This is a genomic window from Vibrio sp. KUL80, from assembly GCF_059725495.1.
Map to the genome: position 1 here is coordinate 465,305 of NZ_AP045841.1, position 13,474 is coordinate 478,778.

At 48.3% G+C, this 13,474-nt stretch carries 9 protein-coding genes; 8 read left to right on the forward strand and 1 reads right to left on the reverse strand.

The window, feature by feature from the left end; translation table 11 throughout:
• Nucleotides 1–9: 9 nt before the first annotated feature.
• Together pdxJ and acpS are read left to right on the forward strand one after the other, a co-directional pair.
• A complete protein-coding gene (gene pdxJ / locus AC6I8U_RS02170; protein ID WP_042473306.1) occupies nucleotides 10–744 on the forward strand; it encodes a pyridoxine 5'-phosphate synthase in 735 nt (244 codons plus the stop codon).
• A gap of 37 nt (nucleotides 745–781) precedes the next feature.
• Nucleotides 782–1,162: a holo-ACP synthase gene (acpS, locus tag AC6I8U_RS02175; RefSeq protein ID WP_498017623.1), complete on the forward strand. Its 381-nt coding sequence runs from the start codon at nucleotides 782–784 to the stop codon at nucleotides 1,160–1,162.
• On the opposite strand, the gene barA is transcribed toward acpS, so the two are convergent.
• Nucleotides 1,159–3,978 carry a two-component sensor histidine kinase BarA gene (gene barA, locus AC6I8U_RS02180; protein WP_498017624.1) on the reverse strand — a complete coding sequence of 940 codons (2,820 nt, stop codon included), beginning with the start codon at nucleotides 3,976–3,978 and terminating at the stop codon, nucleotides 1,159–1,161. The genes acpS and barA overlap by 4 nt on opposite strands.
• A 196-nt stretch (nucleotides 3,979–4,174) precedes the next feature.
• On the opposite strand from barA, the gene rlmD reads away from it, so the two are divergent.
• The 6 genes from rlmD to AC6I8U_RS02210 all read left to right on the forward strand — a co-directional run bounded on the left by rlmD (nucleotide 4,175) and on the right by AC6I8U_RS02210 (nucleotide 13,406).
• The gene (gene rlmD, locus AC6I8U_RS02185; RefSeq protein WP_498017625.1) at nucleotides 4,175–5,488 is read left to right on the forward strand and encodes a 23S rRNA (uracil(1939)-C(5))-methyltransferase RlmD; all 1,314 of its coding nucleotides are present in this window, start codon (nucleotides 4,175–4,177) and stop codon (nucleotides 5,486–5,488) included.
• 68 nt (nucleotides 5,489–5,556) lie between these two features.
• Complete coding sequence (relA, locus tag AC6I8U_RS02190) at nucleotides 5,557–7,779, forward strand: GTP diphosphokinase (protein WP_498017626.1); 2,223 nt, start codon at nucleotides 5,557–5,559, stop codon at nucleotides 7,777–7,779.
• A gap of 253 nt (nucleotides 7,780–8,032) precedes the next feature.
• Complete coding sequence (gene mazG / locus AC6I8U_RS02195) at nucleotides 8,033–8,839, forward strand: nucleoside triphosphate pyrophosphohydrolase (RefSeq protein ID WP_252012578.1); 807 nt, start codon at nucleotides 8,033–8,035, stop codon at nucleotides 8,837–8,839.
• Nucleotides 8,840–9,001: 162 nt separating this feature from the next.
• Complete coding sequence (gene pyrG, locus AC6I8U_RS02200) at nucleotides 9,002–10,642, forward strand: CTP synthase (protein WP_128648964.1); 1,641 nt, start codon at nucleotides 9,002–9,004, stop codon at nucleotides 10,640–10,642.
• Nucleotides 10,643–10,717: 75 nt separating this feature from the next.
• Entirely contained in the window at nucleotides 10,718–12,019 is a 1,302-nt protein-coding gene (gene eno, locus AC6I8U_RS02205; protein ID WP_042473318.1) for a phosphopyruvate hydratase, read from the forward strand.
• 211 nt (nucleotides 12,020–12,230) lie between these two features.
• On the forward strand, nucleotides 12,231–13,406 hold the full coding sequence (locus AC6I8U_RS02210; protein ID WP_498017627.1) for an Ldh family oxidoreductase: 1,176 nt from the start codon (nucleotides 12,231–12,233) through the stop codon (nucleotides 13,404–13,406).
• Nucleotides 13,407–13,474 lie beyond the last annotated feature (68 nt).

Here is a 13,474-nt window from a genome sequence, read left to right on the forward strand (position 1 = left end):
TAATCATCGATGAGTTCTATCCTTTTAGGTATCAATATTGACCATATCGCGACCCTACGTAATGCTCGCGGTACTAAGTATCCAGACCCAGTGCACGCAGCAGAGATTGCTGAGCGTGCAGGCGCAGATGGCATCACGATTCACCTTCGTGAAGACCGCCGCCACATCCTAGACCGCGACGTGCGTATCCTGCGTGAAACGCTGCAAACGCGTATGAACCTAGAAATGGCAGTCACCGATGAGATGATCGACATCGCGCTAAAAACTAAGCCTGAATTCGTGTGTCTGGTACCAGAGAAGCGTGAAGAGCTGACGACGGAAGGTGGTCTAGACGTTAAAGGTCAGTTTGAAAAGATCAAGGCTGCGACTGAGAAGCTAACGGCAGCAGGCATTAAAGTGTCTCTGTTTATCGACGCTGATCGCGAGCAGATCGATGCTTCAAAAGCGGCTGGTGCACCATTCATCGAGCTTCACACCGGTCACTACGCGGATGCCGAAACGGAAGAAGATCAGCAAGACGAACTGAAGAAGATCGCAGCTGGTGCAAGCTACGCGGCGGACATCGGTATCACGGTTAACGCAGGTCACGGCCTGACTTACCACAACGTTGGCCCTATCGCGGCATTGCCAGAGATCTACGAGCTGAACATTGGTCACTCTATTATTGGTCGCGCGGTATTTGATGGCCTGCATAAAGCCGTTGCTGACATGAAAGCGGTCATGGAAGCGGCGCGACGCGGATAATCTGAGCGCGGTATATAACGAGTAGAGGCGAGACTTAGTGGCAATCTTAGGACTAGGGACAGACATTGCAGAAATAGAGCGTGTAGAGAAGGCGTTGTCGCGAACAGGTGAGGCGTTTGCTAAGCGTATCTTGACTGAGAATGAGTTTGCGCAGTTCCAGAGCCTGAAGCAGCAGGGGCGCTTTTTAGCTAAGCGCTTTGCTGTCAAGGAAGCTGCCTCTAAAGCTCTAGGTACGGGTATTGCTCATGGTGTCACGTTCCATGATTTTGAAGTCACAAACGATGAGCATGGCAAGCCTTTACTGACGCTCAATAAAAAAGCCGCACAAATTGCGGCTTCTATGGGGGTGGTGTCTAACCACCTCTCTATCTCTGACGAGCGGCACTATGCCGTCGCGACAGTCATCTTTGAAAGCTAGCCCTTATCTTCGCTGTTATCCCCTTTTAGATACAGTTTTGAGCTTTCCAGAACCTTATCCATCTCATCCTGCAGCTCAAACAGTTCAGGCTCAATGTCTTCCAAAGTGTCTCCGGCACGCAGTGCTTTTTCAATCGTAGCGCAGATAGATTTTAGCCTTGGGACTCCGCAATACGAGCAACTGCCGTGCAGTTTGTGGATCAAATGAATCACCTGCTCGACATCATCAAAGCCATTATCAAGGATATTCTCACTTAACTCGGCGACTTCAGGAATAAAGTCGACCAGCATTTGGAGCATATCGATAGCCAGATCTTCTTTGTTTGCGGCTTGCTTGAGTGCGGCATTCCAATCGATTACTTGTGAGGTCGGTGCCTCGATGACAATCGGTTGAGGTGTTTCTGACTGCTGTGCTACGTCGCTCGGTGCGACAAAATCGAGGCATGACTCTGGCTCCGATGGGCGTACCGGCACCCATTTATTGAGTACTTGCAGTAGCATGGTCTCGTCAATTGGCTTGGTGAGGTAATCATCCATACCCTCAGACAGCAATCTATCACGCTCTCCAGTCATCGCATGGGCAGTCACAGCAACCACTGGTGTCGCGCTATTTTGCTGAGTCTCTTTGACCAATTTGCACGCCGTCACACCATCCATTTGCGGCATTTGAATATCCATAAATACCATATCGAAATGCTGCTCTTGCGCCTTCTCTACAGCCGCTTGACCGCTGGTACAAGAGACGACCGTTTCGACGCGTTCAGAGAGAAGCGCCGTAATCAGCTTAAGGTTCGCTGGGTTGTCGTCTACCGCCATCACATTGAGTGCGCGTTTCTCAGTAGAGGCCACCTCAACCACAGGGGCGATAAGTGCCGGCTGCTTCTCAACCAGCGATTGCAGCAGTTTCTTACGTGATAATGGCTTAGTGAGACACTGTACGTCATGGGTTTGCATTAGGTAATCAGAGAGCGCTAGCTGAGTACTCGCGGTACCAATGATGATGTTCGACGTCGATTGCTTACAGCGAGCGATCCAATCCTCAATTACCGTCAGTGGTACTTCTTCATTGGTAGGCAAGCAGACAATGATGTAGTCAAACGACTCAATACGCTCAGGTAAGGTTGAGCGATAGGTCACCATGACACCTTCATTGGTCAGTGTTTGTTGCAACACAGAGGCGGCTTGCATGTTTGGCTCAACCAAGAGTAGGCGCTTGTTATTGATCACCGCTGGGTCGATAGGGGCCAACATAGGAATGTCGGTTGAACTGAGTTTCACCGTAAACCAGAAGGTCGAGCCTTGGTGTAGGCGACTGGTTAGACTGATGTCACCACCCATTTGCCCTACCAATTTCTGAGTGATAACCAGACCCAGACCTGTACCGCCATAGCGTCTTGAGATACTGGCATCTGCTTGACTAAATGCTTGGAATAGCTGTGCCTGCTGACGCTCCGAGATACCGATACCGGTATCTCGCACCATAAATTGCAGTTCCACTCGGTCTTCTTTGGTGCTTTTGAGTTCTACGGAAATATCAATATTGCCTCGCTCGGTAAACTTGATTGAGTTACCCACAAGGTTCGTCAGGATCTGCTGGATACGCAGCGGGTCTCCCACCAAGCCGCTTGGGATCTTAGGATCAATTTTTAAGGTTAGCTCTAAGCCCTTTTCATGAGCGCTGGTGGCCTGCAGGGCGACGACTTCATCGAGGCTATCTTGGAACTCGAAAGGTATATTCTCCAGAGCCAGCTTACCAGCTTCTAGCTTCGAGAAATCAAGAATGTCATTAATGATGTTCAGCAGGTTGTTCGCTGATTTTTCAATGGTTTGTAGATAGTCTGTCTGGCTATTGGTGAGCTGAGTCTTCAGCATCTGACGTGTAAAGCCAATCACACCATTAAGCGGGGTTCGTAGCTCGTGTGACATGTTCGCCAAGAACTCAGATTTCACTCGGGCGGCTTCTTGTGCGCGTTTTTTCGCGATATCCAGCTCGACGTTTTGGATCTCAAGTTGTTCAAGTGTTTCTCGCAGATCGGAGGTGGCCTGGTCGATACTGTGTTGCATCTCGACATGGTACTCAGACAGCGACACCGCCATGGCGTTGATACCGTTTTTCAGTGAGTCGAGCTCACCATGCATCTTGCCCTCAATTCGCACGTCGAGGTGACCACGACGGATACGGTCGACCATATTCTTCATGTGTGAGATAGGGCGCGTAACATCGTACATGAGTCGATAAGCGAAGATGCCTGACAAGATAAGCCCTAAAACCATGACCAGGATGGCGGAGAAGACTTCTTGGTATTGCTGCAAGCGCAGCGAAGATAGGTCGAGTTCAATCGCGATATAGCCAAGCATCTGGCTGGTAGAGGTCAGTTCTCGGGTGTCCGATACTAACTGGCTCTCTGCCAAAATAGGCGCACGCAGTATCAGAGTATTATCATGAAACTCTGATGAGCTAAGAAACGGTATTGGTCTATCTTTGGGAAACGTTAGCGTATCAAAGTTGGGATGAAAGTTTGAGGTGACAAACAGTTCATGAGAGGCGTCGAACACCGCTATACTGCGGACAAATTTTGAGTTTTTGCGGTGGGCGTAACTAATAAGGCGTCGTACGGACTCGCGGCTCTGATTCACAAGTCCTTGCTCACTGGCGATAGCGAGTGGCTCTATGATGCTCGCCCCCGCATTCAGTACCTGTGATTCAAGGTCGTGATAACGGTTATACGAGAAAAAGGCACTCAGAAGAAGACCGATGATTAGGGTCGGTGCCAAGGTCAATGTGATTACGCGAGCGCGAAGGCCGTATCTTGTCATTTTAATTCGAAGTCATTATTTGCCAACAGAGTATTATCTGATGGGGGGATATGGGACAATACCCAGTATTGCATCCTCAAGATGACGTAAGCTTAATCAAAGCAGCGCTGTTCGACAATCATTCAGACTCAGAATAGTGAAACTCTAACAATATTTTAAAGGCGCAGAGCATTAACGCTTTGCCTTGGAACTGGTCATGGCACGTTTTTTTAAACCAACAAAGAAAACCTCTTTTTCCAAAAAGCACCAAGAGGTGCAGATTGAACGCTTGGATCACCACGGCGCAGGTATCGGTTACATCAACAAGAAGCCTGTATTTGTCGAGGGAGCCCTAGCGAATGAAAAGGTGTTGGTGCAGTTGACTGAGAGTAAAGCTAAGTTTGCCAAAGCCAATCTCATCAAAGTCTTAACGTCCTCAGAGCAGCGTGTCGAACCGTTTTGCCCTCATTACCATGAGTGTGGCGGTTGCAACCAGCAGCACTTAGAGCGTGAAGAACAAACTACCCACAAAGAGCGTGTGCTATCGCAGTTGATGACTAAGTTTGCAGGGCAGACTCTAGCGTTATCACCTTCGATCACAGGAGAGGGGCTTGGCTACCGTCGCCGCGCGAGATTGAGTATTCATGTCGATAAGCAGCGTGGTCTGATGATGGGCTTTCGACGCAAACAGAGCAATCAGATCGTCGATGTCGACCATTGCCCTGTGCTCGATAACAAGCTCAATGCATTGATTCCTGAGTTACGTAAGATTTTTGATGGCTTTAAACAGCCAAGTATTTTAGGGCACCTTGAACTTGTGCTTGGCGAGTCAGGACCTATCGCGGTTATTCGTCACACTAAAGCACTGAGCGAGAAAGACCAAGCTCGCTTAATCGAGTTTGCTGAGCAAATGGGCATCACGCTTTATTTGATGCCAGAGGCCAATCAATTAGAACGAGTGGTCGGAGAGCAGCCCTATTACGCCGAGGTTGGCGTCAATCTGCCGTTTTTGCCCTCTCATTTCATTCAGGTCAATCAAGCGATCAATGCGCGTATGGTGACGCAAGCGCTAGAGTGGCTAGCGCCAGTAGAAACGGATCGCGTACTAGACCTATTCTGTGGGTTGGGTAACTTTACCCTGCCGCTGGCCAGTCGCAGTGCCCACGTGGTTGGTGTTGAAGGGGTTCAAGATATGGTCGACTGGGCCGCGGACAACGCGAAACTAAATGGCCTTTCGAATGTCGAATTTTATCAAGCGAATTTGGAACAAGAGCTGTCTCAGCAGCTTTGGGCATCGCAGCAGTTTGACAAGATTTTGTTGGACCCTGCGAGGGCAGGTGCGAGCGGCGTGATCGACCAAGTTTCCGCATTAGGTGCGACACGTGTCCTTTATGTTTCTTGCAATCCTGCTACCCTTGCGAGAGACAGTCAAAGCCTACTTGAACAAGGCTATACATTGACTCGATTAGGTATGATGGATATGTTCCCTCATACCAGTCACCTTGAGTCGATGGCGTTGTTTGAAAAATAGCGCAGATGTCATAGTAATAACGCTAACTGGGATAGGTTAGTGAACCAATAAACTAGGAAGAAAAAGAAATGGTTGCGGTAAGAAGCGCGCATTTGAACCCAGAAGAGCAATTCAATTTGGACAATTGGATTGCATCACTTAAGCAAGATAAAAACACCTCAAAAAGATTGAAAGACGTGTATCGTCAGTGCGAGGAAATCGTTGCCGATAGTGAGCAAGGGGCATTGCTGTTGTGGCGCGGGAGAGAGATGAATGAAATCCTCATTACCCTGTCTATGGATAAAGCGACGCTGGTGGCGGCGCAATTGTATCCCGTGGTCTCTAGTGGTCTTTACGATCGTGAATTGCTAGAAGAAAACTACGGCAAAGAAATCATCAAACTGATCGACGGCGTGGAAGAAATGGCTGCCATCGGTCAGCTCAACGTCACCCTTGAGGACTCTGAGGCATCAGGACAAGTCGATAACGTGCGTCGCATGCTACTTGCCATGGTTGACGACTTTCGCTGCGTGGTTATTAAGCTTGCAGAGCGTATCTGTAACTTACGCGAAGTGAAAGATGAGCCTGATGAGGTACGCCGCGCGGCCGCGAAAGAGTGTGCCAACATTTACGCACCACTCGCCAACCGCCTCGGTATCGGTCAGCTCAAATGGGAAATTGAAGACTACGCCTTCCGCTACCAGCAGCCAGACACCTACAAACAAATTGCCAAGCAGCTTTCTGAGCGTCGTATTGTCCGTGAGCAATACATCAAAGACTTTGTTGACGATCTAACCAGTGAGATGCAAGCCTCGAGCATCCTTGCAGAAGTCAGTGGTCGTCCAAAGCATATCTACAGCATCTGGCGCAAAATGCAGAAGAAGAGTCTGGATTTTGACGAGCTGTTTGACGTGCGCGCGGTGCGAATCATCGCTGAGCGTCTACAAGACTGCTACGCCGCTCTAGGTGTCGTACACACCAAATACAAGCATTTACCGAGTGAGTTTGACGATTACGTCGCTAACCCTAAACCGAATGGTTACCAATCGATTCATACTGTGATCTTGGGGCCAGAAGGTAAAACCATTGAAATCCAGATCCGTACCAAACAGATGCACGAAGACTCAGAGTTGGGTGTTGCCGCGCACTGGAAGTACAAGGAAGGCGGCAGCGGCGGTCGCAGTGGTTACGATGAGAAGATCACGTGGCTGCGTAAACTACTCGACTGGCAGGAAGAGATGTCAGACTCTGGCGAGATGCTCGATGAGCTTCGCAGTCAGGTGTTTGATGACCGCGTTTATGCCTTTACACCGCGTGGTGATGTGGTCGACCTACCAATGGGCGCGACTCCGCTTGATTTTGCTTACCACATTCACTCTGAAGTGGGACACCGATGCATTGGCGCTAAGGTCGCTGGACGTATTGTCCCGTTTACTCACAAGCTCGCAATGGGTGATCAGGTTGAAATCATCACCGCGAAAGAGCCAAACCCATCTCGTGACTGGTTGAACCCATCACTTGGCTTTGTGCACTCTGGTCGAGCTCGCGCCAAGATCAATGCGTGGTTTAGAAAGCAAAGCCGCGAGAAGAATTTAGAAGCGGGTCGTGAGATCCTTGAGGCCGAGCTGGCTAAGATCGGCGCGACACTCAAAGATGCTGAGCAATATGCCCTGAAGCGTTTTAACGTAAACTCGGCGGACGAGCTGTATGTCGGTATCGGCAGTGGCGATCTGCGTATCAATCAGATCATCAACCACATCAACGCCTTGGTCAACAAGCCAACGGCGGAAGAAGAAGACCAGCAAGCGCTTGAGAAGCTACAAGAGTCAGAGAACAAGGCTCCAGCGCAAAGCCGCCCGCACAAAGATGCGGTGGTGGTGGAAGGTGTCGATAACCTAATGACTCACTTAGCGCGCTGCTGTCAGCCAATTCCAGGCGACCAGATCAAAGGTTATATCACCCAAGGGCGCGGTATCTCGGTACACCGCGCTGACTGTGAGCAGCTTGAAGAGCTCAGTCATCACGCACCAGAGCGTATTATCGATACGGTATGGGGCAGCGGATTTGTTGGTTCATACATCTTAACGATTCGTGTTGAGGCGATGGAGCGTGGTGGTCTACTGAAAGACATCACTACCTTGCTGACCAACGAAAAGATTAAGGTGACTAGCATGAAGAGTCGCAGTGATTACAAGCGCCAATTGTCTATCATGGACTTTGATCTGGAAGTGAACAATATTGAGGTGTTGTCGCGCGTGACTAAGCGTATTGAGCAGATTAAAGATGTGATGAATGTGAAGCGGTTGGGGTAGTTTAGTTGATTGCTGTTAGTTCAGTGGATCTTACCCCTCCCAGCCTCCCCTTATAAAGGGGAGGAGCAAACGGCTCGCTGCGCATCGCCTACTAATCTTGGCGATGCGACGATAGGAGCGAGCAGTAGTTCTCCCCCTTTATAAGGGGGAGTTAGAGGGGGTAAAAACCACGCGCTCCCAACTCAATCCAAATAAAACAAAAACCAAGGGCGAGTGCTATCACACTCGCCCTTGTCGTAACCAGGAACCCAACATGACCCAACCCATAGACCAACTCCTCACCATCATGGCTCAGCTCCGCGACGAAGAAAAAGGCTGCCCATGGGACAGAAAACAAACCTTCGAAACCATTGTTCCTCACACCATCGAAGAGACCTTTGAGGTGGTGGATGCCATCCACAACAAAGACTGGCCGAACCTAAAAGAAGAGCTGGGCGACCTACTTTTCCAAGTCATCTTTTATAGCCAGATGGCCAAAGAGCAGGGACTGTTTGATTTTAATGAGGTAGTAGAAGGGCTTAACGAGAAGCTTACCCGTCGTCATCCGCACGTTTTTTCTGACGTCGAGTTTGAAGATGAAGCGGCGATCAACGCCAACTGGGAAGCAGAGAAACAGAAGGAAAAAGCCCAACTAGGCAAAACCGCGCAAAGTATTCTAGACTCAATACCACAGTCGCTTCCTGCACTTTCTAAAGCCAACAAAATACAGAAACGTTGCGCAAAATTTGGCTTCGATTGGGATGCGCTTGGGCCTGTGGTTGAGAAGGTTCAAGAAGAGATCGAAGAGGTCGTTGAAGAAGCGATACAAGTCGATGTAAACGAAGACAAACTGGAAGAAGAAGTGGGCGATTTGTTGTTTGCCGCGGTGAACCTTTCTCGTCATTTGAAGAAAGATCCTGAAGTGGCGCTGCGAAAAGCCAATGACAAATTTGCACGCCGATTTAAGGGTGTAGAAGCCCGTGTTGCGGGCGAAGGTAAGTTATTGACAGACTTTAGCCTTAACGAGTTAGATGCGTTTTGGAATGATGTAAAAAAACAAGAAAACAGCTCGGATTTGTGAACCACTTCTCGCTGGTGTAAGTTTCTACTATTGATTTGAAGCAAAAAATAAAAATTTTGAATGTGATAAGTTTCACGTTGTGGCGGTAAAGGGCTTCTGGTATATTTGCATCCCGTCCAGAAGAAATCCATTTTCCCTCATTCAACCAACTTCAGGTTAAACATGACGACAAATTATATTTTTGTTACTGGCGGGGTAGTATCCTCTCTAGGTAAAGGTATTGCAGCAGCATCTCTTGCAGCAATTTTAGAAGCACGTGGTCTTAAAGTGACCATGATGAAGCTTGACCCTTACATCAACGTTGATCCAGGCACAATGAGCCCAACTCAGCACGGTGAAGTGTTCGTCACGGAAGATGGCGCTGAAACTGACCTTGACCTTGGTCACTACGAGCGTTTCATCCGTACCAAGATGACAAAACGCAACAACTTTACTGCTGGTCGTGTTTACGCTGACGTTCTACGTAAAGAGCGTCGTGGTGACTACCTAGGTGCGACTATTCAGGTTATCCCACACATCACAAATGCTATTAAAGATCGTGTCATCGCTGGTTCTGAAGGCCATGACGTTGCGATCGTTGAAGTTGGTGGCACCGTTGGTGATATCGAATCTCTACCATTTATGGAAGCAATCCGTCAGCTAGCGGTTGAGCTTGGTCGTGAGCGTGCAATGTTCATGCACCTGACTCTCGTTCCTTACCTAGCAGCAGCGGGCGAAGTGAAAACTAAGCCAACGCAGCACTCTGTAAAAGAGCTTCTATCTATTGGTATTCAGCCAGACATCCTTGTTTGTCGTAGCGATCGCATGATCCCTGCAAACGAGCGTAAGAAGATCGCTCTGTTCTGTAACGTATCAGAGAAAGCGGTTATCTCAATGAAGGACGTAGATTCTATCTACAAGATCCCTCAGCTTATCAAATCGCAAGGCCTTGACGATCTTGTTTGTACTCGCTTTGGCATCAACGCTCCAGAAGCTGACCTATCTGAATGGGAACAGGTTATCTACGAAGAAGCGAACCCAACGGGTGAAGTTGTTATCGGTATGGTTGGTAAGTACATTGAGCTTCCAGATGCGTACAAGTCGGTGAATGAAGCGCTTAAGCACGCAGGTCTTAAGAACCGTCTGAACGTGAAGATCAAGTACGTTGACTCACAAGATGTTGAGAGCAAAGGCGAAGAAGCACTAGCAGGTCTAGACGCTATTCTAGTACCAGGTGGCTTCGGTGACCGTGGTGTAGAAGGTAAGATCCGCGCAGCTCAATACGCACGTGAGAACAAAGTACCTTACCTAGGTATCTGTCTAGGGATGCAAGTGGCGCTTATCGAATACGCTCGTAACGTAGCGGGCATGGAAGGCGCACATTCAACAGAATTTAACAAAGAGACGAAATACCCTGTGGTAGGCTTGATCACAGAGTGGGTTGATGGTGAAGGTAAAGTTGAAGAACGTACTGAAACCTCAGACCTTGGCGGTACAATGCGTCTAGGTTCTCAGCTGTGTCACCTTGAGAAAGGCACGAAAGCTTTCGAACTTTACGGCAACGCGAAGATCCACGAGCGTCACCGTCACCGCTATGAAGTGAACAACGTACTTCGTCCTCAGATTGAAAAAGCAGGTCTTAAAGTTTCTGGTCTGTCAGCAGACAAGAAACTGGTTGAAGTGATCGAGAACCCAGCACACCCATGGTTTGTAGCTGCGCAGTTCCACCCAGAATTCACTTCAACACCACGCGATGGTCACCCACTGTTCTCTGGCTTTGTTAAGGCAGCAGGTGAGTACCAGCGCGGTACTGAAGAAGAGTAAAAAGGATACGGGCGGCAGCGAAGGTTGTGCGGCTGCCCTAAATTTGACATTTATATTTAATGAGAGGAAACATTAATGTCTAAGATCGTTAAAGTTCTAGGTCGTGAAATCATCGACTCACGTGGTAACCCAACTGTTGAAGCTGAAGTTCACCTAGAAGGCGGTTTCGTAGGTATGGCTGCGGCTCCATCTGGCGCATCTACTGGTTCTCGCGAAGCTCTTGAGCTACGTGACGGTGACAAAGCACGTTTCCTAGGTAAAGGTGTTCTTAAAGCTGTTGAAGCTGTGAACGGTGCAATCGCTGAAGCTCTAGTTGGTAAAGACGCTAAAGCTCAAGCTGATGTTGACCAAGTAATGATCGACCTAGACGGTACTGAAAACAAGTCTAAGTTCGGCGCGAACGCTATCCTAGCTGTTTCTCTAGCAAACGCTAAAGCTGCTGCAGCGGCTAAAGGTATGCCTTTGTTCGAGCACATTGCTGAGCTAAACGGTACTGCTGGTCAGTTCTCCATGCCTCTACCAATGATGAACATCATCAACGGTGGTGAGCACGCAGACAACAACGTTGACATCCAAGAGTTCATGATCCAACCAGTTGGTGCTAAGACTCTTAAAGAAGGTCTACGTATCGGTGCAGAAGTATTCCACAACCTAGCTAAAGTTCTTAAGTCTAAAGGCTACAGCACTGCAGTTGGTGACGAAGGTGGTTTCGCTCCTAACCTTAAGTCTAACGCTGAAGCTCTAGAAGTTATCGCAGAAGCTGTTGCAGCTGCTGGTTACGAACTAGGTAAAGACGTAACTCTAGCTATGGACTGTGCAGCATCTGAGTTCTTCGACAAAGAAGCTGGCATCTACAACATGAAAGGCGAAGGTAAGACTTTCTCTTCTGAAGAGTTCAACCACTACCTAGCTGAGCTTGCTAACCAATTCCCAATCGTTTCTATCGAAGACGGTCTAGACGAGTCTGACTGGGATGGCTTCAAGCACCAAACTGAACTACTAGGTGACAAGCTTCAACTAGTAGGTGACGACCTATTCGTTACTAACACTAAGATCCTTGCTGAAGGTATCGAGAAAGGCGTAGCTAACTCTATCCTTATCAAGTTCAACCAAATCGGTTCTCTAACTGAGACTCTAGCTGCTATCAAGATGGCTAAAGACGCAGGTTACACAGCTGTAATCTCTCACCGTTCTGGCGAAACTGAAGATGCAACTATCGCTGACCTAGCGGTAGGTACTGCTGCAGGTCAAATCAAGACTGGTTCTATGAGCCGTTCTGACCGTGTTGCTAAGTACAACCAGCTAATTCGTATCGAAGAAGCTCTAGGTGAAAAAGCACCTTACAACGGTCTTAAAGAAGTTAAAGGTCAAGCTTAATTCTTGATTTTTAAAAGACTTTGAAAAAGCCGCTCAATAGAGCGGCTTTTTTATGGTCAGATTAGCCCCACTGTTCTGTGACGCTTGTCATCAAAACGGGTAACAGTTTAAGTAACAGCATCCAGTATGTTACTTCTGAAATATGCCTCATCGGTTAAAGTGACTACAGTTTTCATAAAAACGTATTCCTACTTATACAGAGGACATTACCATGGCTAAAGTTAGCAGCCCTACTACTACGTTTAACAACGAGTACTTCTCATTCATCGTTTCTGAATCTTGGAAGCACATTGGTGCCTCTCAAGCACACGCTGATATCCTAGCGCACAACCTTCTTGTAGGTGGCCTACAGGGTAAACTACACCAAGGTCTGGGTGTTATCGAAGCGGTAACTATCCCGTACGAAGCGGGTATCCTTGATACGACTACAACTCCAGAAATCGAGTCTGAAGGTGACACTTGGGCTGTTTACAACGGTAAGAAGTCTTCTGGACACTACGTATGTACGCTAATGGCTCAAACGGCTATCGAGAAAGCACGTAAGCACGGTATCTCAATCGTATTCGGTTACGACCACTGTGACGGCGGCAACTTCTCTAACTACACACAGATGGCAATGAAAGAAGGCATGTTTGCGATGTCTTCAAACAACTCTGTACCTCTAAACGCACCATTCGGCGGTATGGATCCAGCAATGTCTTGCCCTCCATTCGACGCTGCATGTATCGGTGGTGAAGAGCTTCCGCTAGTCACGTCTATCATGATCGGTGAAGGTTACGACTCTCACATCTGTGACGCTATCGTTAACGACCGTGACCTACACGTTGCAGCACTTGTTGACCAAGACACGGGTGAGCTAACAGCTGATGCACGTAAGTGGGGCTCTCTAATCGAAGGTTACGGCCGCGTTGCTGACTGTAAAGCACCATGGACGTTCCTAACGCCACGTCTATACTCGCTAAACATCTGGAACGAAGTAATGACTGCAATCATCAACCCGAAAGGTAAGATTGCTCCTGAGCTTCCAGCAGTACCAAGTGACTTCTTCACTATGGAAAATGCACCATGTCCAGTAGGTGGTTCATACATCCTAGTGATCGATCCAAGCCACTTCGGTCCAATCGAAGAAGTGAAGCGTAAGTCTGACATGTTCGTTAAAGCACTGAAAGAAAACCGCCCACGCGCTGGCTTCAACGAAGTATTCATTCCAGATGAGTGGGGTCTAAAAGCGCTTGCAACTGCAACTGATGAGCACCAAGTAATGGACGCTCACTGGGACGGTTTCAAAGACTTCCTAAAACGTTCTGGCACTTCAATCGAAGAGCTAAACGCGAAGTGGGAAGCGAAAGTTGGCGCTGAGCGCGCTGCGGAAACTATCCGTAAGTAATTTGAAAATCATACGCACATGATTTTTACGCCCAGTCCTTTGGACTGGGCTTTTTTATGCTTGTTACT

What these genes read in the sequence shown, in the direction of transcription:
- relA (WP_498017626.1), top strand. Translation starts at nt 5,557, where the DNA reads ATGGTTGCGGTAAGAAGCGCGCATTTGAACCCAGAAGAGCAATTCAAT.
- pyrG (WP_128648964.1), top strand. Translation starts at nt 9,002, where the DNA reads ATGACGACAAATTATATTTTTGTTACTGGCGGGGTAGTATCCTCTCTA.
- barA (WP_498017624.1), bottom strand. Translation starts at nt 3,978, where the DNA reads ATGACAAGATACGGCCTTCGCGCTCGCGTAATCACATTGACCTTGGCA.
- eno (WP_042473318.1), top strand. Translation starts at nt 10,718, where the DNA reads ATGTCTAAGATCGTTAAAGTTCTAGGTCGTGAAATCATCGACTCACGT.
- mazG (WP_252012578.1), top strand. Translation starts at nt 8,033, where the DNA reads ATGACCCAACCCATAGACCAACTCCTCACCATCATGGCTCAGCTCCGC.
- pdxJ (WP_042473306.1), top strand. Translation starts at nt 10, where the DNA reads ATGAGTTCTATCCTTTTAGGTATCAATATTGACCATATCGCGACCCTA.
- rlmD (WP_498017625.1), top strand. Translation starts at nt 4,175, where the DNA reads ATGGCACGTTTTTTTAAACCAACAAAGAAAACCTCTTTTTCCAAAAAG.
- AC6I8U_RS02210 (WP_498017627.1), top strand. Translation starts at nt 12,231, where the DNA reads ATGGCTAAAGTTAGCAGCCCTACTACTACGTTTAACAACGAGTACTTC.